At 59.3% G+C, this 25149-nt stretch carries 22 protein-coding genes and 4 tRNA genes; 7 read left to right on the top strand and 19 right to left on the bottom strand.

Features of this window, described 5'->3' with window-relative positions; all coding sequences use genetic code 11:
* The first annotated feature begins 56 nt into the window (after positions 1–56).
* Both PFAS1_RS15630 and PFAS1_RS15625 read left to right on the top strand, forming a co-directional pair.
* Positions 57–1355 carry an NAD(P)/FAD-dependent oxidoreductase gene (locus tag PFAS1_RS15630; protein ID WP_076029710.1) on the top strand — a complete coding sequence of 433 codons (1299 nt, stop codon included), beginning with the start codon at positions 57–59 and terminating at the stop codon, positions 1353–1355.
* Positions 1356–1671: 316 nt separating this feature from the next.
* Entirely contained in the window at positions 1672–2070 is a 399-nt protein-coding gene (locus PFAS1_RS15625) for an HvfA family oxazolone/thioamide-modified RiPP metallophore (protein ID WP_076029709.1), read from the top strand.
* A 115-nt stretch (positions 2071–2185) separates the two neighbouring features.
* Here the strand turns inward: PFAS1_RS15625 and PFAS1_RS15620 are convergent.
* The 7 genes from PFAS1_RS15620 to rluD all read right to left on the bottom strand — a co-directional run bounded on the left by PFAS1_RS15620 (position 2186) and on the right by rluD (position 7279).
* A tRNA-Pro gene (locus PFAS1_RS15620) sits at positions 2186–2262 on the bottom strand.
* A gap of 97 nt (positions 2263–2359) precedes the next feature.
* A tRNA-Lys gene (locus tag PFAS1_RS15615) sits at positions 2360–2435 on the bottom strand.
* A gap of 5 nt (positions 2436–2440) precedes the next feature.
* A tRNA-Pro gene (locus tag PFAS1_RS15610) sits at positions 2441–2517 on the bottom strand.
* Between the two features lie 9 nt (positions 2518–2526).
* A tRNA-Asn gene (locus tag PFAS1_RS15605) sits at positions 2527–2602 on the bottom strand.
* Between the two features lie 298 nt (positions 2603–2900).
* A complete protein-coding gene (clpB, locus tag PFAS1_RS15600; protein ID WP_076029708.1) occupies positions 2901–5465 on the bottom strand; it encodes an ATP-dependent chaperone ClpB in 2565 nt (854 codons plus the stop codon).
* 129 nt (positions 5466–5594) lie between these two features.
* Positions 5595–6320 (bottom strand): peptidoglycan editing factor PgeF, encoded by a 726-nt coding sequence (pgeF, locus tag PFAS1_RS15595; RefSeq protein ID WP_076029707.1) that lies wholly within the window; start codon positions 6318–6320, stop codon positions 5595–5597.
* The gene (gene rluD / locus PFAS1_RS15590) at positions 6317–7279 is read right to left on the bottom strand and encodes a 23S rRNA pseudouridine(1911/1915/1917) synthase RluD (protein WP_007942311.1); all 963 of its coding nucleotides are present in this window, start codon (positions 7277–7279) and stop codon (positions 6317–6319) included. Before rluD ends, pgeF begins: the two co-directional genes overlap by 4 nt.
* 151 nt (positions 7280–7430) lie before the next feature.
* Between rluD and PFAS1_RS15585 the strand changes: the two genes are divergently transcribed.
* The 4 genes from PFAS1_RS15585 to PFAS1_RS15570 all read left to right on the top strand — a co-directional run bounded on the left by PFAS1_RS15585 (position 7431) and on the right by PFAS1_RS15570 (position 11731).
* Complete coding sequence (locus PFAS1_RS15585; protein WP_076029706.1) at positions 7431–8453, top strand: outer membrane protein assembly factor BamD; 1023 nt, start codon at positions 7431–7433, stop codon at positions 8451–8453.
* A gap of 122 nt (positions 8454–8575) precedes the next feature.
* Positions 8576–8809 (top strand): PP0621 family protein, encoded by a 234-nt coding sequence (locus PFAS1_RS15580; RefSeq protein ID WP_074871005.1) that lies wholly within the window; start codon positions 8576–8578, stop codon positions 8807–8809.
* Positions 8799–10388 (top strand): sensor histidine kinase, encoded by a 1590-nt coding sequence (locus tag PFAS1_RS15575; RefSeq protein WP_076029705.1) that lies wholly within the window; start codon positions 8799–8801, stop codon positions 10386–10388. Before PFAS1_RS15580 ends, PFAS1_RS15575 begins: the two co-directional genes overlap by 11 nt.
* Before the next feature lie 2 nt (positions 10389–10390).
* On the top strand, positions 10391–11731 hold the full coding sequence (locus tag PFAS1_RS15570; RefSeq protein ID WP_076029704.1) for a sigma-54-dependent transcriptional regulator: 1341 nt from the start codon (positions 10391–10393) through the stop codon (positions 11729–11731).
* 37 nt (positions 11732–11768) lie between these two features.
* On the opposite strand, the gene thiO is transcribed toward PFAS1_RS15570, so the two are convergent.
* From thiO to PFAS1_RS15535, 7 genes are read right to left on the bottom strand one after another with little or no spacing between them, the layout of a single operon-like run.
* On the bottom strand, positions 11769–12869 hold the full coding sequence (gene thiO, locus PFAS1_RS15565; protein WP_076029703.1) for a glycine oxidase ThiO: 1101 nt from the start codon (positions 12867–12869) through the stop codon (positions 11769–11771).
* 56 nt (positions 12870–12925) lie between these two features.
* Entirely contained in the window at positions 12926–13321 is a 396-nt protein-coding gene (locus PFAS1_RS15560) for a type IV pilin protein (RefSeq protein ID WP_076029702.1), read from the bottom strand.
* 14 nt (positions 13322–13335) lie between these two features.
* Positions 13336–16455 (bottom strand): pilus assembly protein, encoded by a 3120-nt coding sequence (locus tag PFAS1_RS15555; RefSeq protein ID WP_076029701.1) that lies wholly within the window; start codon positions 16453–16455, stop codon positions 13336–13338.
* Complete coding sequence (locus tag PFAS1_RS15550; RefSeq protein ID WP_076029700.1) at positions 16442–16921, bottom strand: pilus assembly PilX family protein; 480 nt, start codon at positions 16919–16921, stop codon at positions 16442–16444. Before PFAS1_RS15550 ends, PFAS1_RS15555 begins: the two co-directional genes overlap by 14 nt.
* An 11-nt stretch (positions 16922–16932) precedes the next feature.
* Positions 16933–17646 (bottom strand): PilW family protein, encoded by a 714-nt coding sequence (locus PFAS1_RS15545; protein WP_076029699.1) that lies wholly within the window; start codon positions 17644–17646, stop codon positions 16933–16935.
* The gene (pilV, locus tag PFAS1_RS15540; protein WP_076029698.1) at positions 17643–18101 is read right to left on the bottom strand and encodes a type IV pilus modification protein PilV; all 459 of its coding nucleotides are present in this window, start codon (positions 18099–18101) and stop codon (positions 17643–17645) included. Before pilV ends, PFAS1_RS15545 begins: the two co-directional genes overlap by 4 nt.
* Complete coding sequence (locus PFAS1_RS15535) at positions 18098–18571, bottom strand: GspH/FimT family pseudopilin (protein WP_076029697.1); 474 nt, start codon at positions 18569–18571, stop codon at positions 18098–18100. The genes pilV and PFAS1_RS15535 overlap by 4 nt, the downstream gene beginning before the upstream one ends.
* A 131-nt stretch (positions 18572–18702) precedes the next feature.
* Between PFAS1_RS15535 and PFAS1_RS15530 the strand changes: the two genes are divergently transcribed.
* Positions 18703–19260, top strand: a complete 558-nt coding sequence (locus PFAS1_RS15530) for a GspH/FimT family pseudopilin (RefSeq protein WP_076029696.1) — start codon at positions 18703–18705, stop codon at positions 19258–19260.
* Here the strand turns inward: PFAS1_RS15530 and ispH are convergent.
* From ispH to ribF, 5 genes are all read right to left on the bottom strand, one after another.
* Positions 19229–20176: a 4-hydroxy-3-methylbut-2-enyl diphosphate reductase gene (ispH, locus tag PFAS1_RS15525; RefSeq protein WP_076029695.1), complete on the bottom strand. Its 948-nt coding sequence runs from the start codon at positions 20174–20176 to the stop codon at positions 19229–19231. The genes PFAS1_RS15530 and ispH overlap by 32 nt on opposite strands.
* Positions 20177–20370: 194 nt before the next feature.
* Positions 20371–20808 (bottom strand): FKBP-type peptidyl-prolyl cis-trans isomerase, encoded by a 438-nt coding sequence (gene fkpB / locus PFAS1_RS15520; RefSeq protein ID WP_174553778.1) that lies wholly within the window; start codon positions 20806–20808, stop codon positions 20371–20373.
* 7 nt (positions 20809–20815) lie between these two features.
* Entirely contained in the window at positions 20816–21328 is a 513-nt protein-coding gene (gene lspA, locus PFAS1_RS15515) for a signal peptidase II (protein ID WP_074871028.1), read from the bottom strand.
* Positions 21321–24152, bottom strand: coding sequence for an isoleucine--tRNA ligase (ileS, locus tag PFAS1_RS15510; RefSeq protein WP_076029694.1), 2832 nt, complete (start codon positions 24150–24152; stop codon positions 21321–21323). The genes lspA and ileS overlap by 8 nt, the downstream gene beginning before the upstream one ends.
* The gene (ribF, locus tag PFAS1_RS15505) at positions 24153–25103 is read right to left on the bottom strand and encodes a bifunctional riboflavin kinase/FAD synthetase (RefSeq protein ID WP_074871032.1); all 951 of its coding nucleotides are present in this window, start codon (positions 25101–25103) and stop codon (positions 24153–24155) included.
* Positions 25104–25149: the final 46 nt, after the last annotated feature.

Below are 25149 nucleotides of genomic sequence, written 5' to 3'. Positions count from 1 at the left end.
CATCGCGCTCGCTCGGTTGACTGCACCGATTTCTTTTAGCCTTGCGAGATATCCCCATGACTCATCGTATTGTCATCGTTGGCGGCGGCGCCGGCGGTCTGGAGTTGGCTACCCGTCTGGGTAAGACTCTGGGCAAGCGCGGCACGGCCAGTGTAATGCTGGTCGACGCGAACCTGACCCACATCTGGAAACCGCTGTTACACGAAGTGGCGGCAGGCTCCCTGAACTCTTCCGAAGACGAACTCAACTATGTTGCCCAGGCAAAATGGAACCACTTCGAGTTCCAGCTGGGGCGCATGAGCGGGCTTGATCGCGCACAGAAAAAAATCCAGCTGGCCGCTACCTACGACGAAGCCGGCATTGAACTGGTCCCGGCGCGCGAAGTGGGTTACGACTCGCTGGTGATCGCGGTCGGTAGCACCACCAACGATTTCGGGACACAGGGCGCGGCGCAACACTGCCTGTTCCTCGACACCCGCAAACAGGCCGAGCGCTTCCACCAGCAATTGCTCAACCACTACCTGCGAGCACACGCCGGACAGACCGACAAGGTCGAGCAGATCAGCGTGGCCATCGTCGGCGCCGGTGCCACCGGGGTCGAACTGGCCGCCGAACTGCACAACGCCGCCCACGAACTCGCGGCTTACGGCCTGGACCGGATCAAACCGGAGAACATGCACATCACCTTGATCGAAGCCGGGCCGCGGGTACTGCCAGCGCTGCCGGAACGTATCGGCGGCCCTGTGCATAAAACCCTGGAGAAACTCGGGGTCAACGTCATGACCAATGCCGCCGTCAGTGAAGTGACGGCCGACAGCCTGATTACCGCCGATGGCAAAGTCATCAACGCCAGCCTGAAAGTCTGGGCGGCCGGGATTCGTGCACCGGGTTTCCTCAAGGACATCGATGGCCTGGAAACCAACCGGATCAATCAGCTGCAGGTGCTGCCGACCCTGCAAACCACCCGCGACGAGAACATCTTCGCCTTCGGTGACTGCGCGGCGTGCCCGCAGCCGGGCACCGATCGCAATGTGCCGCCGCGCGCCCAGGCTGCGCATCAGCAAGCTTCGTTGCTGGCCAAATCGCTGAAGCTGCGAATCGAAGGCAAATCTCTGCCGGCGTACAAATACACCGACTACGGCTCACTGATCTCGCTGTCGCGTTTTTCGGCTGTGGGTAACTTGATGGGCAACCTCACCGGCAGCGTGATGCTTGAAGGCTGGCTGGCGCGGATGTTTTACGTGTCGCTGTATCGCATGCACCAGATGGCGTTGTATGGCGCGTTTCGTACGGCGATGTTGATGTTGGGGAGCAAGATCGGGCGCGGGACTGAGCCACGGCTCAAACTTCACTAACACAATCCACTGTGGGAGCGGGCTTGCTCGCGAAGGCGGTATGACAGTCAATAGAGATGTTGAATGTTATGCCCCCTTCGCGAGCAAGCCCGCTCCCACATTGTTATTCATTACCTTGTAGATCTGTGTCTCACTGTATCTCCCCCGCCGTTTCTTCCCCTTCGCATACAAACTCCCCCTTGCGCGACACAGTAGCGATACACCACGCCCGCTAAATGGCCACTCCCGAGCAAGGCTACCGCCAGCTACGGTTATCGCCGCACTTGCGTGGCGTCCTTTATCGAACGGTTGTGTCGTGCAACCCAGGAGTATTGAAATGTCCCGTACCACCAAAAACACTATCGGTTTTCTCGGCGCTGTTTTGGCCGGAGGCATGATGTTGTCCGGTTCTGTGTTCGCCGCGCAACCACTGACTCAGGGCTACCTGCTGGCCTCGGCCGAACAGGTCGTGAAGACTCCTGAAGGGAAATGTGGCGAGGGCAAGTGTGGCGATGCCTCGATGGCAAAAACCGACACGGATGATGACGGCAAGGTATCCCGTGCCGAATTCCAGAAAGTTGCGCCGAAATCCAATTTCGACAAGATCGACACCAACCATGACGGCTTCATCGACGAGCAAGAGGCATTCGATAACGTGAAAGCCAACTACGAAGCAAATGGCAAGAAAATGCCAAAAGGCCTGTTCGAGCACTTGAAAGACCAAGACGGCGCCTAATCCGCCGAGAACCAGGCCGCGCTTTTCCGTCGAGAAGCGCGGCTTTTTTGCATCTGGAACATTTTTCGAAGGCAAAAAAAAATCCCCGTATCTTTCGATACGAGGATTTTTAATATGGTCGGGGTAAGGGGATTCGAACTCCTGACATCCTGCTCCCAAAGCAGGCGCGCTACCGGACTGCGCTATACCCCGGTAATAAAAAGGCGACCTTTAAAAAGTCGCCTTCTTCGATCAGTGCTTTTGGCCTCTGATCTTAAGATCTGATCCCAGCGTGAACTGGTTTCAAAAATGGTGGGTCGTGTGGGATTCGAACCTACGACCAATTGGTTAAAAGCCAACTGCTCTACCAACTGAGCTAACGACCCAAAAATGGTCGGGGTAAGGGGATTCGAACTCCTGACATCCTGCTCCCAAAGCAGGCGCGCTACCGGACTGCGCTATACCCCGGCTTGAAATTGGCTCCGTGACCAGGACTCGAACCTGGGACCCAATGATTAACAGTCATTTGCTCTACCGACTGAGCTATCACGGAACTACATATTTCAATTTACAACTGTGAAGCTTGCTTCACCTCTTCGACCCGTTCGCATCGCTGCGTTCGTGTGTCTGAGGCGCGCTATTCTACAATCTTAAGCACCTCTGTCAACCCCCTAAATTGCTTTCAAGTTAATGATTTGCAACTTATTTCAGATTCCGGCTTGGGGAGCTGGAACCCTTCAGGGCGACTTACTGCGGGGCGCACTTTACAAGCCTTTTCCTTAGAGTTCAACAGCCTGGCGAAAAAAAGGCCTCGCAATGCGAGGCCTCATCCATTGCACTGCCGTTTTGAGTCAGACGAAAACGATTTCGTCGTTTTCCACAGTGCCTGTTGCGGTGTCGCCTGGCATGAAACGACCGGACAGAATCAGCTGCGCCAGCGGGTTCTCGATCCAGCGCTGGATAGCCCGTTTGAGCGGCCGCGCACCGTAAACCGGGTCGTAACCCACCGCGATCAGCTTATCCATGGCCTCAGGGCTCAGATCAAGCTTCAGCTCGCGTTCGGTCAGGCGACTGCGCAGGCGACCCAACTGGATCTCGGTAATGCCCGCGATCTGATCCCGAGCCAGCGGCTCGAAGATCACCACTTCATCGACCCGGTTGATGAACTCCGGCCGGAAGTGCGTGGAAATTGCGTCCATCACTGCCGCACGTTGAGCCTCACGATCACCGACCAATTCCTGGATCTGCACCGAACCGAGGTTGGAGGTCATGACAATCACGGTATTTTTGAAATCCACCGTGCGGCCATGACTGTCGGTCAGCCGGCCATCTTCCAGCACTTGCAGCAAGATGTTGAAGACGTCCGGGTGGGCCTTCTCGACCTCGTCCAGGAGGATCACCGAATAAGGCTTGCGACGCACCGCCTCGGTCAGGTAACCGCCCTCTTCATAGCCTACGTAGCCTGGTGGCGCACCGATCAGGCGAGCCACGGAATGTTTCTCCATGAACTCGGACATATCGATCCGCACCATCGCCTCTTCCGTATCAAAGAGGAACTCGGCGAGTGCCTTGCACAGCTCGGTTTTACCGACACCGGTCGGGCCGAGGAACATGAACGAACCGCTCGGGCGATTCGGATCGGACAACCCGGCGCGGGAGCGCCGCACGGCGTTGGAAACGGCAATCACCGCTTCGTCCTGGCCGATCACACGTTGGTGCAACAGGCTTTCCATCTTCATCAGCTTGTCGCGCTCGCCCTCGAGCATTTTCGACACCGGAATGCCGGTCCATTTCGAGACAACTTCGGCGATCTCTTCTTCAGTCACCTTGCTGCGCAGCAACTGGTTTTCAGTTTTACCGTGCTGGTCGACCATTTGCAGGCTGCGCTCCAGGTCCGGGATGATCCCGTACTGCAACTCGGCCATGCGGTTCAGATCGCCTTTGCGGCGGGCGGCTTCCAGTTCCTGACGGGACTGTTCGATTTTCTGCTGGATCTGCGCAGAACCCTGGACTTCGGCTTTTTCCGCGTTCCAGATTTCTTCGAGGTCCGAGTACTCACGTTCGTGACGAACGATCTCTTCCTGAAGTTTTTCCAGGCGTTTCTTCGCCGCGTCATCGCTTTCTTTCTTCAGCGCCTGGGATTCCACCTTCAGCTGAATCAGACGGCGCTCCAGACGATCGAGCACTTCCGGCTTGGAGTCGATCTCCATGCGGATACGGCTGGCGGCTTCGTCGATCAGGTCGATGGCTTTGTCCGGCAGCTGACGATCGGTAATGTAACGGTGACTGAGCTTGGCCGCGGCGATGATCGCGCCGTCGGTAATCGCTACCTTGTGGTGAACCTCGTAACGCTCTTTCAGGCCACGCAGAATCGCGATGGTGTCTTCTTCGCTCGGCTCATCCACCAAGACTTTCTGGAAGCGCCGCTCGAGGGCCGCGTCCTTCTCTATATATTGGCGGTACTCGTTGAGCGTGGTCGCGCCGACGCAGTGCAGTTCACCACGGGCCAATGCAGGCTTGAGCATATTGCCCGCGTCCATCGAGCCTTCGCCTTTACCGGCGCCAACCATGGTGTGCAGTTCGTCGATGAACAGAATGATCTGCCCTTCCTGCTTCGACAGTTCGTTGAGCAGGGATTTGAGGCGTTCTTCGAACTCGCCACGGTACTTGGCACCGGCAATCAGCGACCCCATGTCCAGGGACAGCAGGCGCTTGCCTTTCAGTCCATCCGGCACTTCGCCGTTGATGATGCGCTGGGCCAGGCCTTCGGCGATGGCGGTTTTACCCACGCCAGGCTCACCGATCAACACCGGGTTGTTCTTGGTGCGGCGTTGCAGGACTTGAATGGTCCGGCGAATTTCGTCGTCACGGCCGATCACCGGATCGAGCTTGCCTTCTTCGGCACGCTTGGTCAGGTCGACGGTGTATTTATCCAGCGCCTGGCGCGATTCTTCATGGTTGGCGTCATTGACGGCCTCACCACCACGCAGATTGGTAATCGCGTTTTCCAGGGCTTTCTTGCTGACGCCCTGACCGAGCAACAATTTGCCGAGTTTGCTGTTCTCGTCCATGGCGGCGAGCAACACCAGCTCGCTGGAGATGAACTGGTCGCCCTTCTGCTGGGCCAGGCGGTCGGCCTGATTGAGCAGACGCGCCAGATCCTGCGACATGTTGACGTCGCCGGTCGGGTTCTGGATTTTTGGTAGTTGATCGAGCTCTTTGGTCAGCTCTTTGCGCAGGCTGTTGACGTCGAAGCCAACCTGCATCAACAGGGGTTTGATCGAACCACCCTGCTGTTCAAGCATGGCTTGCATCAAGTGCGCCGGTTCAATGCCCGGATGATCGAGGCCGACGGCCAGGGATTGGGCGTCGGACAAGGCTAACTGCAACTTGCTGGTTAAACGGTCTATACGCATGGGTCACCTTCCTTTTGAGCAGGCCGGACCTATGAAACATCCTGAATGAAGAAACCTGCCGGATATCACTTAGATGTGGTCGATTCTGGGAGATTCAAGCGTCGTGATGTTGATGTAGATCAGAGAAGTCTAGCGTTCGAGCCAGACCAAGGAGGCAAACCGACCGGTGCGTGGACTGCGGCGGTAGGAAAAGAAGCGAGGATCGGTCACGGTGCAGAAACCGCCACCATAAACAGCGGTAACCCCGCGAGTGGCCAGGCGCAAACGCGCCAGCTCATAGATATCAGCCATGAATTTGCCAGCATTTTGACTCGGCACAAAGGCTTTGGCGGCTTCGGGCAATTGCTCGACGAAGGTTTCGCGCACTTCCGGGCCGACTTCAAAGGCTTGCGGACCAATGGCGGGGCCGAGCCAGACCAGCACTTCTTCTGGCGGCACGGCCAGGCTGTCGAGGGTTGCTTCCAGCACACCCGCCGCCAACCCGCGCCATCCGGCATGAGCCGCCGCTACGCGAGTACCGGCACGGTCACAGAACAGCGCCGGCAGGCAATCCGCCGTCATCGCTGTGCAGGCAATACCGGGCGTTGCCGTCCAGCTGGCATCGGCAGTGGCCGTAAGGCTTGGGTCTGCGTGGGCCACGGCAATGCCGTGAACCTGCTTTAACCAGGCCGGCTGAATAGAGAAATGATCGGTGAGGCGACGGCGGTTTTCGGCAACAGCTTCGGGGCTGTCATCGACGTGATCGCCGAGATTGAGGCTGTCGAACGGCGCCAGACTGACGCCGCCCGCACGGGTGGTAACGCAGGCTTTCACCCCGGCAGGCGCAGGCCAGTCGGGAATCAGCCAGTCACTCATCCGATGAACGCCTCGCGGTCTTGCTTGAGCAGCGTCAGCAACCAGACGAAATCGTCCGGCAGTGGCGATTCCCAGCTCATGCGTTTACCGGTGGTCGGGTGATCCAGCTCCAGGAACCGCGCATGCAGCGCCTGACGCGGGAATGCCTTCAACGATTCGACCATGGTCACACTGGCTGCCGGCGGAATGCGGAAACGACCGCCGTAGGCAGGATCTCCGACCAACGGGTAGTTGATGTGGGCCATGTGCACACGAATCTGGTGCGTACGACCGGTTTCCAGCTTCACCCGCACGTGCGTGTGGGAGCGGAAACGCTCGAGCACGCGGTAATGGCTGACGGCCTGCTTGCCACCTTCCATCACGGCCATGCGCTGGCGTTGCTGACCGTGACGACCGATCGGCGCGTTGATCTTGCCGCCGGCAGTCACCACACCGATCACGATGCACTCGTAGATCCGGCTTACGCTGCGGCTCTGCAATTGCGTGACAAGCTGTGTCTGCGCCTGAATGGTCTTGGCCACCACCATCAGACCGGTGGTGTCCTTGTCCAGGCGATGCACGATACCGGCGCGGGGCACATTAATGATGTCCGGCACGTGGTGCAGCAAGGCGTTGAGCAAGGTGCCATCAGCGTGACCGGCGGCAGGATGCACCACCAGGCCCGCGGGTTTGTTGATCACCAGGATGTCGTCGTCTTCATAGACGATGTCCAGCTCGATGTCTTGAGCGATCCATTCGCCCTGAGCTTCCTGCTCGGCAGTGAGTTCAAGAATGGCACCACCGTGAACAATGTCTCGCGGGCGGATAACCGCCCCATCCACAGTCAGGCGGCCGTCTTTAATCCAGGCGGAAAGGCGCGAGCGCGAGTGCTCAGCGAATAATTGTGCGGCGACTTGATCGAGGCGTTGGCCGCCCAATTCGGACGGCACCTCTGCGCGAAGTTCAATTTTATCGGACATGCTCAGACTAGGCGTCGGCACAGCCTTTGGTTTCGGCTGCGCGCTTGTGGTTAAATACGGCGTCTTTTGCCCCGAGGCTATTCAACGGGGCGCTCATCATAACAGGACGGCCTCGCCCAAGACAGCGGCCGTCATAGGGACGCAAGCCGCCATGCAAGTGAAACACCTGCTGCTGATCGCCATCCTCGCATTGACCGCTGCTTGCTCATCGAAGGAAGTCGTAGACGAAAACCTGAGCGAGGTCGAGCTGTACCAGCAGGCTCAGCACGATCTGGACAACAATAGCTACACCGCCGCCACAGCCAAGCTGAAGGCGCTGGAGTCGCGTTATCCGTTCGGTCGCTACGCCGATCAGGCTCAACTCGAGCTCATCTACGCCAACTACAAGAACACCGAGCCTGAAGCAGCGAAGTCCGCCGCCGAGCGCTTCATTCGCCTGCACCCGCAGCACCCGAACGTGGATTACGCGTATTACCTCAAGGGTCTGACTTCTTTCGACCAGGACGTCGGCCTGTTGTCGCGCTTCCTGCCGTTGGACATGACCAAGCGTGACCCGGGTGCTGCCCGCGACTCCTACAACGAGTTCGCCCAGCTGACCAGCCGCTTCCCCAACAGCCGCTACTCGCCTGACGCCAAGCAGCGCATGATCTACCTGCGCAACCTGCTGGCGGCTTACGAGATTCACGTTGCCGACTACTACCTGACCCGTCAGGCCTATGTCGCCGCCGCGAACCGTGGTCGCTACGTGGTGGAAAACTTCCAGGAAACCCCTTCGGTCGGTGACGGCCTGGCGGTGATGACAGAGGCCTACCAGCGTCTGCACCTGGATGACCTGGCTGCCACCAGCCTCGAAACCCTGAAGCTCAACTACCCGAACCATCCAAGCCTGGTCGACGGTCAGTTCCAGCCTTCGGTGGCCGAAGCCGACAACCGCTCGTGGTTGAGCAAGGCGACCCTGGGCCTGATCGAGTCCCGTCCACCGCTGCCACCGGGCGAAACCCGCGCCAACCAGGACGTGCAGAGACAGTTCCAGGACGCCAAGGACTCGATTCCGAGCGAGCTCAAGCCTAAAGATGAAAACGGCGATGTGATCGAAGAAGAGGAACACGAGTCCGAAGCCAATAACAGCGATCGCTCGTGGTTCAGCTACATGACCTTCGGCGTGTTTGACTGACACGTCGGGCGGTACGAAAAGGAGCCTTTCGAGGCTCCTTTTTTATGGACTCGATGATTACGCTGTGCGCTGGTCATGTCCTTGGCTAAACTGGTTCATCACTCGTCGAATAGCAGCTCATCATGCTTCGTTTACTGTTCTGGATCGCCCTGATTGCCGCTGCGGTATGGTTGTGGCGCAAGTTCAAGGGCCAGGCTTCCGTGCCCAAGTCATCTGCCGAGCTGGAAGCGGCGCCCATGGTCCGCTGTGCCCATTGCGGCGTACACCTGCCACGCGACCGCGCGCTGAGCCTTCAACAACAGTGGTATTGCAGCCAGGCTCATCTTGAGCAAGGCCCGGGCTCCAGTGATCGCTGAGACCTCCAGTCCCGGCAGCAAACAGGCCCAGCGACTGCTGCGCCTCTATCACCTCTACCGTTTGAGCATCGGCATCACCCTGGTGCTGTTGATCGCCAGCAACATGGACAACCAGTTGCTGACGTTCAGCAATGACGACCTTCTGCGCAGTGGCAGCTGGTTTTACTTGGTGCTGAACATCCTGCTGGTGGTATTCCTCGGGAACACCCGGCGCCCGGCGCAACTGTTCAGCCTGGCGCTGACCGATGTCCTGCTGCTGTGCGGCTTGTTCTACGCCGCCGGCGGTGTGGCCAGCGCCATCGGCAACTTGCTGATCGTATCGGTCGCCATCAGCAACACTTTGTTGCGAGGGCGCATCGGCCTGCTGATTGCCGCCGTTGGCGCGCTCGGCATTGTCGGGCTGAGCTTCCTCCTCAGTTTCAGCCATCCCGCCACCCCCAACGATTACCTGCAAGTCGGTACGCTCGGCGCCTTGTGTTTTGCTGCGGCATTGCTGGTGCAAGGGCTGATCCGACGCCTGGAGGTCAGCGAAACCCTCGCCGAACAACGGGCCAGCGAAGTCGTCAGCCTTGAAGCCCTCAACGCCCTGATCCTGCAACGCATGCGTACCGGCATCCTGGTTCTCGACGACAAGCGGCGCGTTCAACTGGCCAACCACAGCGCCTTGAACCTGTTAGGCAGGGAAAGTCTCGCAGGCCAACTGATCGACGACTACTTGCCCAGCCTGGTCGAACGCCTGCAACTGTGGCTCAACAATCCAACGCTGCGTCCCCAGAGCCTGAAAGTCGCCAGCAGTGGTCTGGAGCTGCAACCGAGCTTCATTGCCCTGGACCAAAGCCCGCACCACCAGACTCTGGTCTTTCTCGAAGACCTCGCGCAAATCGCTCAACAAGCCCAGCAGTTGAAGCTAGCCGCCCTTGGTCGCCTGACCGCCGGTATCGCCCATGAAATCCGCAATCCACTGGGCGCCGTTAGTCATGCCGCGCAGCTATTGCAGGAATCAGAGGAACTGAACAGCGCGGATCGACGTCTGACCCAGATTATTCAAGACCACTCTCAGCGAATGAATCGGGTAATCGAAAACGTCCTGCAACTGTCCCGCCGCCAGCAAACCGTAGCGCAGCGGCTTGATCTGAAGCCGTGGCTGGAACAGTTCGTCAACGAAACCCGCGCGAGGACGATTGAGCATCAGCAGATTCACCTGCGCATCGGCTCAGGAGACTTCAAAACCCTGATGGATCCAGACCAGTTGACTCAGATTCTCGACAATCTGTTGCGCAATGCCTGGCGCCATAGCGCCTTGAATCACGATCAAGCACAGGCTTGGCTCGAGCTGTTCGTCGACCCGGACAGCCAGCTGCCGGTCCTCGAGATCCTGGACGATGGCCCCGGCGTGGCACCGGAGCATCAGGTGCATTTGTTCGAACCGTTCTTCACCACCAGCACCCAAGGCACCGGCCTGGGGCTTTATCTGTCCCGTGAGCTGTGCGAAAGCAACCAGGCCCGCCTAGACTTCAAGCCACGCCAAGGCGGCGGCTGCTTTCGCATCACTTTCGCTCACGGACGGAAACAAAGTTGAAGATGAGCCCACGGCAAAAAGTCCTGATCGTCGATGACGAGCCGGATATCCGCGAACTCCTGGAAATTACCCTGGGACGGATGAAACTCGACACGTTCAGTGCCCGCAACCTCAGCGAAGCCCAGGCCCTGCTGTCCCGAGAGGCGTTCGACTTGTGCCTGACCGACATGCGCTTGCCGGACGGCACCGGTCTTGAGCTGGTGCAACACATCCAGCAACGCTGCCCAAACGTACCGGTGGCGATGATCACCGCTTATGGCAGCCTGGAAACGGCGATCAACGCCCTCAAGGCCGGTGCCTTTGACTTCCTGACCAAACCGGTGGACCTCACTCGCCTGCGGGAACTGGTCAGCAGCGCGCTTCGGTTGCCTGCGCCGGGCGGCACCGGCATCGCCATCGATCGCCGGCTGCTGGGTGATTCACCCCCCATGCGCGCCTTGCGCAAACATATCGACAAACTGGCCCGCAGCCAGGCGCCGGTGTACATCAGCGGCGAATCCGGCAGCGGCAAGGAATTGGTCGCGCGACTGATCCATGAGCAAGGGCCGCGCGCCAGCAAACCGTTTGTCCCGGTCAATTGCGGGGCGATTCCGTCGGAATTAATGGAAAGCGAATTTTTCGGGCATCGCAAAGGCAGCTTCAGCGGTGCCATCGAAGACAAACCCGGACTGTTCCAGGCAGCCCATGGCGGCACCCTGTTCCTCGACGAAGTGGCTGATTTGCCGCTGGCGATGCAGGTCAAGCTGCTACGGGCCATACAGGAAAAAGCCGTTCGCGGTGTCGGTGAGCAACAGGAAACCGTGGTCGATGTGCGTATCCTGTGCGCCACCCACAAAGACCTCGACGCCGAAGTCGCCGCCGAACGTTTTCGCCAGGATTTGTACTACCGGTTGAACGTGATCGAACTACGAGTGCCGTCCTTGCGCGAACGCCGTGACGACATTGAATCCCTCGCCAGCCATGTGCTCAAACGCCTGGCCATCAGCACCGGCCAACCCGCCGCAAAACTCCACCCCCAAGCCCTAGACGCGCTGAAAAGCTATCGCTTCCCCGGCAATGTGCGGGAACTGGAGAACGTGCTCGAACGGGCACACACGTTGTGCGAAAACAAACAAATTGAAACCAGCGACCTGCGACTGGCCGAAGGCAACTGCAACCCGGAAGGCGGTGTGCCGGACCTGACGCAGATCGATAATCTGGAGGACTACCTGGAAAACATCGAACGCAACCTTATCCTCCAGGCCCTGGAAGAAACCCGCTGGAACCGCACGGCGGCGGCTCAGCGGTTGAATCTTTCATTCCGGTCGATGCGTTACAGGCTCAAAAAATTCGGGTTGGATTGAAGGCCCCTTCGCGGGCAAGGCGCCGAAAATCCCGCGACTAAATCCGCCCGATCGGTGCATACGGCGCCGGATCAATGATCGGCTCACGCCCCAACATCACATCCGCAAACAACTGACACGACGCAGGCGCCAGCACCAAGCCATTACGGTAATGCCCGCAATTCAGCCAAAGCCCTTCGAACCCAGGCACCCGACCGATGTAAGGAATACCCTCCGGCGACCCCGGGCGCAACCCGGCCCAGTGGCCGACGACCTCGGCCTCCGCCAGTGCAGGAATCAACTCCACCGCCGACGCCTTCAGGCTCTCCAGGGCAGATTCGGTCGGCGTTTTGTCGAAGCCTTCATGCTCCAGCGTACTGCCAATCAGAATGTGCCCGTCGCGCCGAGGGATCGCATAACGCCCCTTGGCCAGAACCATGCTCGGCAGGAAATCCGCCGCGCATTTGTAGAGAATCATCTGCCCTTTCACCGGTTCGACCGGCAGCTCCAGATCCAGGCTCTTGAGTAAATCACCGCTCCAGGCACCCGCGGTCAGCACCACCTGATCACAATGAATCGCTCCCGCCGAGGTCTGCACCCCGACCACCGTAGCGCCTTCACGGATAAATCCGCTGACTTCACACTGCTCATGAATCGTCACGTTCGGCAGCGCCAGCAATGCAGCCTTGAGGGACCTCACCAGTCGCGGATTGCGCACATTGGCCACATCGGCCATGTAGACCGCCCGGGAAAAACCGCTCCCCAATACCGGCACCGCGTCGTGAGCCGCCGAGATATCCACAGCCCGTAACGGACGGTTTTCCCGCTCGGCCCAGGCCAGCGCCTCGGCCTCGTCATCCAGGTCCAGCCAGTACAACCCGGTGGTATGCACCTCGGGATCGACACCGGTGGCGGCAAACAGTCGCTCACCCAGCTGGGGATAAAAATCCTGGGACCAATGCGCCAATGCGGTGACCGCCGGGCTGTAGCGCCACGGGTAGAGAGGAGAAACGATGCCGCCACCCGCCCAGGACGACTCCTGACCGACGTTCGAGCGATCCAGTAGCACAACACTCTGCACTTCGGACGCGAGATTGAACGCCGTCAGCAGGCCAATCACGCCACCGCCGACAATCACCACTTGCTGTTGCCTGGTCATGTTCTGATCCAACCGTTAAATAGACAGAGGGTACAAAAGGCACCCGGAAAAGGAACTCAGCGCCCCCAGCAATCCTTGGTCGTGGCCGTCGCATTGACCATGCTTCTGACGCCAGTGTTGGTGAGAGTGAAATCACCGCACTTGTCAGCGGCCATGGCCTTGCCGGGCTTGCGCACCGCCGTCAGCAGGAAGGTCTGATCGGTCAGGGTCGGGGTGATGGTGTAGAAGTCATTACCGGCGCTCAGGCCGGTGGCATTGGTGTAGACATTAGTCTTCGAATAGTGGCGTTCAAGGATCTGCGCTTGTTCGGAGAGCAGGCCGGCGACTTCAGTGCGTCGGCCCTTGTTCACATACTCGGTGAGGCTCGGGTAGCCAATGGTGATGACGATCCCGATGATCGCAATCACGATCATGATTTCGATCAGGGTAAAACCTCGGTTGGATCTGCGCATGCCTCAACTCTCACTTACTGTATTTGTCGCCACATGATGCGACGGCTGCCGCCGCTGCCGGGCTTTTCCACCAGGGAGCTGATGCCACCGCTGGAGTCGTTCACAATCTTGCGGGTCGCATTGTTGACGATCGCGTTCAGCGTCGGAATACCACCGGTGAAAATCACTCCGCTGGAGATCGAATCCTTGATGTCGACCAAGCCGTCGCCATTGCTGTCGAGCACCGCGTAATTGAGCATCTTACCGCTGAATGCATCGAGCTCGACCAGTTTGCCGGTACCGAAACTGGCGCAAGGATCGGTGGTGTCGACGCTGGCCGTGGTGAACACGATCCGGCTGGCCACCAGATTGGCCTGATTGATTACCCGCTCTCCCGTCAGCACGTTGTTGTACACCAGCGGCAAGTACCAGCCTTTCTTCGCCGGGTAGATCACTTCGTTCTGGCTGGTGGTGATGAATTGCCCCGTGCTGCCCGAAAAAACGCCGGTCACCGCCTGCGCCTGCAAGCTGGAAGCGGTGACTTGTCCCGCGCCACCCTCCGCATCCCACACCGCGTAGAACGCCTGTAGATCCTTGTTGGTCTTGTCGGCGGCCTCATTGAATTTGCCGGTACCGAAAAACACTTCCTTGCCGCCCAATGCGTGATCGGCCAGCAACGGTTGCGCAGTAATCGGTTGGGTCGCGCCGCCTGCCGTGGTGAAAAACGGCTTGCCGGAAAACGCCACGCCCCAGGTGTCGGAGCTAGTGCCACTCAAATCGAACTTCCACAACCGCCCTTTCAGATCGCCCCCATAGGCGGCCTGCACCACATTTTGCGAGTTGACCCTGAGCTTCACCGACGACAGGCCATTGGTGGTTTCCGTGCTGTCGACCACGATTTTCTTGATCAGCGAGCCGTCGCGGATATCCACCACATACAGCGCTGCCAACCCGGAGTTGCTGCCATAACCGTTGGAAATGAATGCCGCCCATCGACCGTCGGCCAAGCGTGCCACTTCCGGTCGCGCGTAGGCATAACCCAGATCATTGAAAACGTTCGCCGTGTTTGCTGTGGCCGGCGCGCTGATCTCCCACAACGCTTTCGTTACGTTACCGGCCGATGCGTCGAACAGTTGCAGTGCATAAAAGGTTTTGCCGCCCGCCCCTGTTCCTCCAATCGCCAGGGTTTTCCAGGCGCTGTCGAGTTGGGTATCGAACACGCCGACCTGACCGTCGACCAGGTATTTGTGGCTCACCCCATTGATGTAAGTGGGGTCAGCGATGTAGCGCAATGATGGCAGCACACTGGAGGGCATATAACCGTAGCGTCTGACACCGCTGGTCGAGTTGATGACATTTACAAAACCGTCGTTGGCGTTCACCACCAGACTGGAGGTCATGTTGGCCGCTTTGATGGCGAGGTAGGAGCTGTAAGTGGTGTCACCCACTAGATCGGACGCGGTTTGGTCCGTGGGCCCGGCCAGCACGAGAGGCGAATTGATGATATCGCCGAGCAATACACTGCGCGTTCTCAATCCGGTTTTGTTGGTGCCTTTGCTCCACTCCACCAGATCGCTGCCAGTGATACCCGTGGGCAGGTTCTGGCTGAGAGAGGTCTGCTGCGCCGAGGAAAAATTGCCGTAGGCCAGGGTAACAGCGGCGTTGGTCACGGTATTCCAGGACTGGTAGGTCGGCGCGGCAGCACCGGGCACGATGGTGGTATCGGTCGTCCACAGCACTGCGGCCGTGTTCACCGCTCCATCCGATGTGAAGCCAAAAGACTTGATGGTGCCGCGCCAGTCCTTGGGGTCGTAGCTGGTCTGGAAGTAACTTGAATTGCTGGACAACGTCGTGCCGTTGGCCACACCACTGCCACCAGAGCCCGCCTTGGAGGTGATGTCGCTGAGGGCTGAAGACAGCGAGCTGTTGAGCCCGGCGTCATCAGTCGCCTGATAGTACTTGCCCTGCCCGTAGGTCGCGGCGTCCGCCAGCATTTGGTTGGCCGCGGCAAACCCCACGGTGTAGGTACTCATGTTCTGCCGGGGAAAATCCGCGGCATCCCAGCGTTTGCCAGCAGCATCGACTCCTGTGGAGCGCATGTCGATATCGAAGGCAAACTTGGCGATGTCATCCAGATACAGGGTATCGCCCTCGTCGTCGCCAAAGCGGTTGGCGCCATCGTTGTTGCTGATCCCGTCCCAGTTCGGCAAGCGGCTGCCAGCCAGCGGATCGTCAGTGGGAAAGGTTCGGTCGTAGGTGGGCAGTCCATCGGTGATCACCACCCCGTAATTTCTTTGACAGCGATACTGAACCGGGCTGGTATAGGTGGTGGGCCTCGAGTTGTTGTACGGCGTCATGCCACGAAAATAACGGGTGATCTCGTAATAGGCTTCAGCCAAGGGCGTATTGGCCTGCGCGCTCAGTTCATCGATTCCGGCGATCAAGTCATTGTAGTTGTCATCGGCCTGAGCCTGGGTCACGGAGCCGCTGACGGCCGCCAAATCGCTGATCGAACGGACGATGTAACCGCCGTCATTCTTATGGTTGCCGACCGCCAGGTTGAACGTCGCCAGACCAATGCGCAGCGAGCGGTTGCTGGCCACCAACGTCTTGGAAACGTTGCGCGCCACATTCATCCGGTAATCATTGGGAATCGAGCCATCGGTGAAATCCCGGTCGGAATTCTTTGCAAGGCTTACCAGATACGACAAGTATTTCGCCGAATAGCGAGTGTCCTCCCCTCCCACCGGATCGGGAAGCTTCAGGCAAAACGAATCCTGACCGATAACGCTGTTGCTATAAAAACCGTACCAATCCTTCGAACATGTTCCTCGAGTCAAACTCGACAAGGAAATATTGCTGTCGGTCATATCAAGTTCCCGCCCTTTCGAGCAGGAGCCATTCGAGAGGCAAATACTCACCTGAGGGCGCGCAATCGTCGGGTCGAAGTCTGCCGCCCAGATAATGCTGTTCATACTCCCCGAGTCATCGAGTAACAGCATCACATTGGGGGCCACGGCGGCGGCATTCAACAGCGGCGAATCCGAGGGTGTGAAGGCATATGTCGGCGCTGCCAGATAAAGGCTCGACGCCGCGCCGCAGAACAACTGCAACAACCAACGGCGCCAGCCTGTGCGGGTCTCAGTACTTCGCATAGATACTCTCCACCACACTGCGCGAGTTGCCCGCGATGCCCACGGCGGTCACCCGGTACAGCGTTGTCGACGTGTTGCTCGGCACGTTCACGGCGGTCAGGGTGGTGCCGATGTTCTGCACCCCGTAAAAGCCGCTGCCAGAGGCGATCCAGGCCACCCCCGATGTTGAGTTGAACCCGGCGGCGGTTATGACCGACGCTTCAGCCGGCGGCGCACATTGGCTGGTGCCGCTGCAAACAGGCAATGAATAGGTGTCCATTTGCACCGCGCTTTCGCCGACACGCAGTGCCGCTTCTGCGCCCTGGAACGACTGGTTGCGCAGGATCACGCTGCTGGCCATTTTTTCCTGCAACGTGGCGCTCTGCATTGATGAAAGCCCGATCAACGTCAGCACCAGGAGAAACACCAGGCTGACCAACAGCGCCATACCGCGCTGGGCCTGAGGGGTCATGGGAGCAATTCTCATCGGCCCTCCCCTCATGGCAACCGGTTACGCAAGGCGGCAACCACGTTGAAGGTTTGTTCGCGTACCCGGTCGTTGGGGTCGGTCAGCGTCAGCGTCAGTCGCACACTGCGGATTCTTGCCGGATCGGATGGGTTGCTGCTGTAGGTAGAGGCGGCCGAATCGGTGGCCGAACTGGCGAGGCCAAAGCTCACATTGAAGGCCCTGACATTGTTCACCAGCACCTGTTGCGTCGGCGTGCCGGCACCGGAGCCCATCAGCAGTTGGTTGTTGCTGAAGCTGTAGACCAATCGCCGGATCGGAAATGCCAACTGCCCAGACGTCGGCGTTCGTGCATCGGTGTAGGCCGTTGCGGTGTTGCGGCAATCGGAAATCACCGTCCAGGTTGGCACCCCGCCACTGCCGCCAACATCGGCGGTAACCAGCGTTAATTTAAGGTTGGCATTGTCCCAACTGATCGGCGTGATTTGACTGGCATTGAAGTTCCCGGCCGAGCTGGCGTCGCTAATCGTGCCCAGGCAACCGAACATGCCGACCATGCGGATTTCCTGAATCATTTTGCTCAGGACGAACCGTGCATCTTCCTGCATGCCGGCGGCGGTGCTTTGACTGACGTAGGTGTTTTTAGCGGCGATAAAGATCTGCGCCACACCCAGCACCACGACCAGACTCAACGCCAGGGCGATCAGTAATTCGATCAGGCCGAACCCTTTGCTGGCTCTGATCATGGTGTTGTCGCCGGATCAACGGTGGCGCGACTGGTAAGGACAAAACTGCGGCGCGAATCGGCGGCATTGGCGGTATTGGCGGCCCGTGAGTCGTCCCAGGTAATGGTAATGGTGTACACCCGCTGGTTGCGGGTAATGCTGCCGGTCGCCGTGGCGCCGCCGAAATTGACGATGTTGCTGGTGAAATCGTAAAGGTCCTGATCCCGGGCGACGCTCAGGTTGCCCGAGGTCGGAGGCGTGACGGTGTAGTCGGCGCCGGAGTTGGCGCGAATGCGGTCCATCATGTCGTAGGCGATGAAACTCGCCTGGCTGGTCATCCGCGAGCTGTCAGTGTATTTCAGCGCATTGAGCTGAATCGCCGCCGCGCCCAACAACCCCACGGCCAGCACCAACAACGCGACCAGTACCTCGATCAGCGTCATGCCTTCCTGTGCGCGCTTGCTCCAACCCCTCATCCGCAACTTCCACCCAATAGAATTCGTCCGTTCAAACACACATTCAGCGTCCTGCTCTGTGCCCCCAGTACATAACTGATCACGACGGCCGTGGACGGCGCCGACAAACCGCCCAGATTGTTGAAATCAATTGCGGTCACTCCTGAGGTTAGCGTCAGAGTCGCACCGCTGCTCATCGCTGGAACAACCCGCAATACATTGGCCGGATCGTCAGGGCTGTCATAAACAGTCAACTCGCCGGTCCAGACGCTGCCGTCTGCTGTCGGGCGAACCCGGGTGGTAACGCCCCGGTCGATAGCCTCAAGCCGGGCGAAATTGAGCGCACGCTGCAGGTCGCCGATCTCGGTATCGGCCTTGGTGTTTTGCACCGAGCGGGTAAACGCCGGCACGGCCAAGGTGATCAGGATAAGAAACACGGCGAGCGCGATCAGCAGCTCGACCAGCGTGAAACCTTTTGTACGATGATCCATCGGTGCCCTCCGTTGCCGTCGGCTATACCTGCTTCTACACGCTAGAGCATTCGACCGGCAGATGTACGGTTGTTTTGCCATTACTCGCGCAGGGATCGCGCGGGCCGCAGCACTCCAGGGAGGGAGATGACATGCATCAGCGAGGTTTCAGCCTGATCGAACTGCTCATGGGACTGACAATTGTCGGGATTGTTCTGCTGTTGGTCAGTCCGGCGTTTGCTGCACTGACTGAATCGAACTATCGCGAGCAGATGGCCGAGTCGCTTGTCAGCGGTATACGCAACGCCAGAACCGTTGCCATCACTCGCAATCAGAGCGTCGTGATTCACGCCATCAACGGCGACTGGAGTCAGGGCTGGCGGATCATTCTGGATATCAGTGGCAAAGGGGCGGAGGACAACAGCAATCCGCTGCTGGTCGAGCGCGCGAGTGGCACTCGGGTGCCGATTGTCGGCAATTGGCCGGTCAGGCGATACATACGCTTCAACAGTAATGGCGAGCCACAGATGCCCGGACGGGCCTTTCAAGCGGGGACATTGCACATTTGCGCCGCCGGCGAACCGGTCACTCAGCTCCAGGTGGTGCTGGCTGCAACCGGCCGTGTCAGCCTGCGCAGCCATAAGGCTGAGCAGGCGCTGTGTCCAGCGGGCAATAACGTTAAAGCAGGGAGCGCACGCGCAACTCTTTAGGCATGGAGAAGGTGATGTTCTCCTCGCGACCGGCCAGCTCATCGGCACCGGTAGCGCCCCACGCCTGCAATTGCTGGATCACGCCGCGCACCAGTACTTCCGGTGCGGAGGCGCCAGCGGTGATGCCGATTCGCTTGACACCGTCGAACCAGCTCTTTTGCAGGTCTTCGGCGCCATCGATCAGATAGGCCGGGGTGGCCATGCGCTCGGCCAGTTCACGCAGGCGATTGGAGTTGGAGCTGTTCGGGCTGCCGACCACCAGGACCACGTCGCATTCGTCGGCCAGTTGCTTGACCGCGTCCTGACGGTTTTGCGTGGCGTAGCAGATGTCGTCCTTGCGTGGACCACCGATCGCCGGGAAGCGTGTACGCAGAGCGTCAATGACGCGGCTGGTATCGTCCATGGACAGGGTAGTCTGGGTCACGAACGCCAGTCTTTCAGGGTTGTTCACCTGCAATTCGGCGACGTCTTTTTCGTCTTCGACCAGATAAATCGCGCCGCCATTGCTGCCATCGTATTGGCCCATGGTGCCTTCGACTTCCGGGTGACCAGCGTGGCCGATGAGGATGCATTCACGGCCATCGCGGCTGTAGCGTGCCACTTCGATGTGAACCTTGGTTACCAGAGGGCAAGTGGCGTCGAACACCTTCAGGCCACGACCGGCGGCTTCAGTGCGCACGGCCTGGGAAACACCGTGGGCGCTGAAGATTACGATCACGTCATCGGGCACCTGATCCAGTTCTTCGACGAAAATCGCCCCGCGAGCACGCAGGTCTTCGACGACGAATTTGTTGTGGACTACTTCGTGGCGCACATAGATCGGCGGCCCGAAGACTTCCAGGGCGCGATTGACGATTTCGATCGCCCGGTCCACACCGGCGCAGAAGCCACGGGGGTTGGCGAGTTTGATTTGCATGCTGTGCCTCGTGTCTTGCGCGCAAGAAATAGTGGTGCCACCTGTCATACGAACACCGGGTTCGAAAACAGCGAATATCTTAATGTGGGAGCGGGCTTGCTCGCGAAGAGTCCATCAAATTCAACATTGATGTTGACTGACACTACTCATTCGCGAGCAAGCCCGCTCCCACATTTTTGACCGTGTCAGGTCAGTTACAGCGATTTGACGTTGATGATCTCGACGTCAAAGGTCAATGCCTTGCCGGCCAGCGGGTGGTTGAAGTCGATGGTCACTTGCTCGTCATCGAACTCTTTCACAACACCAGGCAACTCAGTATTGGCTGCATCGTTAAAGATCACCAGCAAGCCAGGCGACAGATCCATGTCCTTGAACTGCGAGCGCGGGATGATCTGTACGTTCTGCGGGTTGGGTTGGCCAAAAGCGTTTTCCGGCGCAATCGTCAGCGTACGCTTGTCGCCAGCCTTGAAGCCGAACAGCGCTGCTTCGAAACCTGGCAACAGGTTGCCGTCGCCGACCTTGAAGGTCGCCGGGGCTTTGTCGAAGGTGCTGTCGACCGTGTCGCCGTTCTCCAGGCGCAGTGCAAAGTGCAAGGTGACTTCCGTGTTCTGGCGGATGCGTTGCTCAGCCAATACCTGTTCAGTCATGAACGGCTTCTCCGGTTTTCTTACTTTTGAACATGTCCAGCGCAAGCATTACGGCACCGACAGTGATTGCACTGTCAGCAAAGTTGAACGCCGGGAAATACCAGCGGTTCTGCCAATGCACCAGAATGAAATCGATCACATGGCCCAGGGCAATGCGGTCGTACAGATTACCCAGCGCGCCACCCAGCACCAGCGCCAAAGCGACGGCCAGCCAGGTTTCGTTACGCCCCAGGCGCTTGAGCCATACCACCAGCACGCCACTGACCACTGCAGCGATCAGGGCAAACAACCAGCGCTGCCAGCCGGAACTGTCGGCCAGGAAGCTGAATGCCGCACCCGTGTTATAGGCCAGGGTCCAGCTGAACAAATCGGGGATCACCACGATTTGCTGGAACATCTCGAGCTTGCCTTCGAAGTAGAACTTGCTGGCCTGGTCGATGACCAGGACCAGCAAACTCAACCAGAGCCAGCTCAGCCGTCCGAAACGGCCAACGGCATTAGGCATAGTGACGAACCTCGCCAGCGCCGCTGATGTTGTCGACGCAACGACCGCAGATTTCCGGATGTTCCGGGTTCACGCCGACGTCTTCACGGCAGTGCCAGCAACGGGCGCACTTGGCGTGGCTCGACTTGACCACTTGCAGTTTCAAACCGCTGACTTCGGTGACCACGGCATCGGCCGGCGCCTGAACGAACGGTGCAACGGTGGCGGTCGAGGTGATCAGCACGAAGCGCAGTTCGTTGCTCAGCTTGGCCAGGTCGGCGCTCAGCGCCTCTTCGGCGAACAGCGTCACTTCGGCTTGCAGGTTGCCACCGACGGCCTTGGCCGCGCGCTGGATTTCCATTTCCTTGTTGACCGCGACCTTCACCGCCATGATCCGCTCCCAGTAGGCGCGGTCCAGCTCGACGTTTTCCGGCAGCTCGGTCAGGCCTTCGTACCAGGTGTTGAGCATGACCGATTCGTTACGCTCGCCCGGCAGGTATTCCCACAGTTCGTCAGCGGTGAACGCGAGGATCGGCGCGATCCAGCGCACCAGCGCTTCGGAGATGTGATACAGCGCGGTTTGCGCCGAACGGCGCGCCTTGCTGTTGGCGCCAGTGGTGTACTGACGGTCCTTGATGATGTCGAGGTAGAAACCGCCCAGTTCCTGCACGCAGAAGTTGTGGATCTTGGAGTAGACGTTCCAGAAGCGGTATTCACCGTAGTGCTCTTGCAGCTCGCGTTGCAGCAGCAGGGTGCGGTCCACGGCCCAACGGTCCAGCGCCAGCATTTCTTCGGCCGGCAGGATGTCGGTGGCCGGGTTGAAACCGGTCAGGTTCGAGAGCAGGAAGCGCGCGGTGTTACGGATCCGCCGGTAGGCGTCCGCACTGCGCTGCAGGATCTGCTCGGAAACCGCCATTTCACCCGAGTAATCGGTGGAAGCGACCCACAGACGCATGATGTCGGCGCCCAGGGTGTCGTTGACCTTTTGCGGCGCGATCACGTTGCCCAGGGACTTGGACATCTTGCGGCCGGACTCGTCGACGGTGAAGCCGTGGGTCAGCAGCTCGCGGTATGGCGCGTGGTTGTCGATGGCGCAACCGGTCAGCAACGACGAGTGGAACCAGCCGCGGTGTTGGTCCGAACCTTCCAGGTACAGGTCGGCACGTGGACCGGCCTCGTGGCCCATCGAGTGCGAACCGCGCAGAACATGCCAGTGCGTGGTGCCCGAATCGAACCAGACGTCCAGGGTGTCGCTGATCTTGTCGTACTGCGGCGCTTCGTCACCGAGCAACTCGGCGGCGTCCATCTTGAACCAGGCTTCGATGCCTTCGACTTCGACGCGCTTGGCGACTTCTTCCATCAGCTCGGCGGTACGTGGGTGCAGCTCGCCGCTTTCCTTGTTCAGGAAGAACGGAATCGGCACGCCCCAGTTGCGCTGACGGGAGATGCACCAGTCCGGACGGTTGGCGATCATCGAGTGCAGGCGTGCCTGGCCCCAGGCCGGAACGAACTTGGTCTCTTCGATGGCTTTGATCGCCCGCTTGCGCAGGGTGTCGCCGGTCACAGGTTCTTTGTCCATGCCGATGAACCACTGCGCGGTGGCGCGGTAGATCAGCGGGGTCTTGTGACGCCAGCAGTGCATGTAGCTGTGTTCGATGATGCTGGTGTGCAGCAGCGCACCGACTTCGGTCAACTTGTCGACGATGGCCGGGTTGGCCTTCCAGATGAACTGGCCGCCGAAGAATTCCAGCGACGGTACGTAAACGCCGTTGCTTTGAACCGGATTGATGATGTCATCGTTGACCATGCCGTACTTCTTGCAGGTCACGAAGTCGTCCACGCCGTAGGCCGGGGAGGAGTGAACCACACCGGTGCCAGCGCCCAGTTCAACGTAGTCGGCCAGGTAAACCGGCGACAGACGATCGTAGAACGGGTGACGGAAGTTGATCAGGTCCAGCTCTTTACCGGTGGTGGTCGCGATGACCGAGCCTTCCAGGTTGTAACGGGCCAGGCACGACTCGACCAGCTCTTCAGCCAGCACCAGCAGTTTGTCGCCGACGTCGACCAGGGCGTAGTTGAATTCCGGGTGAACGTTCAACGCCTGGTTGGCCGGGATGGTCCACGGGGTGGTGGTCCAGATCACGATCGAAGCGGGTTTACCCAGCGACGGCAGACCGAAAGCGGCAGCCAGTTTGGCTTCGTCGGCAATCGGGAACGCCACGTCGATGGTCGAGGACTTTTTGTTCTCGTACTCGACTTCTGCTTCAGCCAAAGCCGAACCACAGTCGAAGCACCAGTTCACAGGCTTGAGGCCCTTGAACACGAAACCGCCCTTGACGATTTCTGCCAAGGCACGGATTTCACCGGCCTCGTTTTTGAAGTCCATGGTCTTGTACGGGTTGGCAAAGTCGCCCAATACACCCAGACGGATGAATTCGGATTTCTGGCCTTCGATCTGCTCGGTGGCGTAGGCACGGCACAGTTCGCGGGTCTTGTCCGCGCCCAGGTTCTTGCCGTGGGTCACTTCGACTTTGTGCTCGATCGGCAGACCGTGGCAGTCCCAGCCCGGAACATAAGGCGCGTCGAAACCCGAGAGGGTTTTCGAGCGGATGATCATGTCCTTGAGAATCTTGTTCAGCGCATGACCGATGTGAATCGTGCCGTTGGCGTACGGAGGACCGTCGTGAAGTACGAACTTCGGACGATCCTTGCCAATCTCGCGCAACTTACCGTACAGGCCAATGCTGTCCCAGCGCTGCAGAATCTGCGGTTCGCGCTGAGGCAGGCCGGCCTTCATTGGGAAGGCGGTGTCCGGAAGGTTTAGCGTGGCTTTATAGTCGGTCATTTAAGGCTCTTCATTAGCGATTGGCGCTAGGTGCGACAGGGCACGGGCGGCGGCAACATCCGCATTGATCGCCGTCTTAAGCGCCTCCAGAGAGGCGAAACGCTGCTCTTCACGCAGCTTGTGGTGGAAAACCACCGTCAAACGCCGGTCATACAGATCGCCGGCAAAATCTAAAAGATGCACTTCGAGGTGGGCCTTGCCATCACCTTGAACGGTTGGCCGCACGCCAATGTTGGCGACGCCTGGCCAGGTCTTGCCGTCGATGTCGACGTTGACCAGGTAAACCCCGGTCAGCGGCACGCGACGACGCTTGAGTTGTATGTTGGCCGTCGGCGTACCCAACTGGCGCGCCAGCTTCTGGCCATGCAGGACACGCCCGGCAATCCGGAACGGACGCCCGAGCAGTCGCTCGGCCAGGGCAAAATCGGCAGCAGCCAGGGCATTGCGGACCTGGGTACTGCTGACGCGAATACCGTCGAGTACGACCGTCTGTGCTGCTTCGACGGTAAAACCTTGCAGGACGCCGGCCTGTTGCAGGAAATCGAAATCCCCTACCCGGTCACAGCCGAAACGGAAATCGTCACCGACCTCCAGGTGCTGGACACCGAGGCCGTCCACCAGAATGGTATCGACGAATTCGGCGGCGCTGAGCTTGCTCAGGCGCTGGTTGAAGGCCAGGCACAGGACCCGGTCGACACCTTCTTCGGCCAGCAGCTGCAGTTTGTCCCGCAGCCGGGCCAGACGGGCCGGTGCCGTGTCCGGGGCGAAAAACTCCCGCGGCTGCGGCTCAAAAATCACCACGCAGCTGGGCACGCCCAACTCGAGCGCACGCTCACGGAGCCTCGCCAGGATAGCCTGGTGGCCGCGGTGAACACCGTCAAAGTTGCCAATAGTGGCGACACAGCCCCGATGCTGGGGGCGCAGGTTGTGGAGGCCTCGAACCAGCTGCATAACGCGCTTCTTGCTCATAAAGTGGTCGATTATAACCACACCCGGC

Source organism: Pseudomonas frederiksbergensis, assembly GCF_001952935.1.
Classification (GTDB): Bacteria; Pseudomonadota; Gammaproteobacteria; order Pseudomonadales; family Pseudomonadaceae; genus Aquipseudomonas; species Aquipseudomonas frederiksbergensis.
This window is presented reverse-complemented; position numbering and strand designations above follow the sequence as displayed.

Coding starts and splice junctions, on each gene's coding strand:
- PFAS1_RS15630 (WP_076029710.1), top strand. CDS start 57: ATGACTCATCGTATTGTCATCGTTGGCGGCGGCGCCGGCGGTCTGGAG.
- PFAS1_RS15625 (WP_076029709.1), top strand. CDS start 1,672: ATGTCCCGTACCACCAAAAACACTATCGGTTTTCTCGGCGCTGTTTTG.
- clpB (WP_076029708.1), bottom strand. CDS start 5,465: ATGCGTATAGACCGTTTAACCAGCAAGTTGCAGTTAGCCTTGTCCGAC.
- pgeF (WP_076029707.1), bottom strand. CDS start 6,320: ATGAGTGACTGGCTGATTCCCGACTGGCCTGCGCCTGCCGGGGTGAAA.
- rluD (WP_007942311.1), bottom strand. CDS start 7,279: ATGTCCGATAAAATTGAACTTCGCGCAGAGGTGCCGTCCGAATTGGGC.
- PFAS1_RS15585 (WP_076029706.1), top strand. CDS start 7,431: ATGCAAGTGAAACACCTGCTGCTGATCGCCATCCTCGCATTGACCGCT.
- PFAS1_RS15580 (WP_074871005.1), top strand. CDS start 8,576: ATGCTTCGTTTACTGTTCTGGATCGCCCTGATTGCCGCTGCGGTATGG.
- PFAS1_RS15570 (WP_076029704.1), top strand. CDS start 10,391: ATGAGCCCACGGCAAAAAGTCCTGATCGTCGATGACGAGCCGGATATC.
- thiO (WP_076029703.1), bottom strand. CDS start 12,869: ATGACCAGGCAACAGCAAGTGGTGATTGTCGGCGGTGGCGTGATTGGC.
- PFAS1_RS15560 (WP_076029702.1), bottom strand. CDS start 13,321: ATGCGCAGATCCAACCGAGGTTTTACCCTGATCGAAATCATGATCGTG.
- PFAS1_RS15555 (WP_076029701.1), bottom strand. CDS start 16,455: ATGCGAAGTACTGAGACCCGCACAGGCTGGCGCCGTTGGTTGTTGCAG.
- PFAS1_RS15550 (WP_076029700.1), bottom strand. CDS start 16,921: ATGAGAATTGCTCCCATGACCCCTCAGGCCCAGCGCGGTATGGCGCTG.
- PFAS1_RS15545 (WP_076029699.1), bottom strand. CDS start 17,646: ATGATCAGAGCCAGCAAAGGGTTCGGCCTGATCGAATTACTGATCGCC.
- pilV (WP_076029698.1), bottom strand. CDS start 18,101: ATGAGGGGTTGGAGCAAGCGCGCACAGGAAGGCATGACGCTGATCGAG.
- PFAS1_RS15535 (WP_076029697.1), bottom strand. CDS start 18,571: ATGGATCATCGTACAAAAGGTTTCACGCTGGTCGAGCTGCTGATCGCG.
- PFAS1_RS15530 (WP_076029696.1), top strand. CDS start 18,703: ATGCATCAGCGAGGTTTCAGCCTGATCGAACTGCTCATGGGACTGACA.
- ispH (WP_076029695.1), bottom strand. CDS start 20,176: ATGCAAATCAAACTCGCCAACCCCCGTGGCTTCTGCGCCGGTGTGGAC.
- lspA (WP_074871028.1), bottom strand. CDS start 21,328: ATGCCTAATGCCGTTGGCCGTTTCGGACGGCTGAGCTGGCTCTGGTTG.
- ileS (WP_076029694.1), bottom strand. CDS start 24,152: ATGACCGACTATAAAGCCACGCTAAACCTTCCGGACACCGCCTTCCCA.
- ribF (WP_074871032.1), bottom strand. CDS start 25,103: ATGCAGCTGGTTCGAGGCCTCCACAACCTGCGCCCCCAGCATCGGGGC.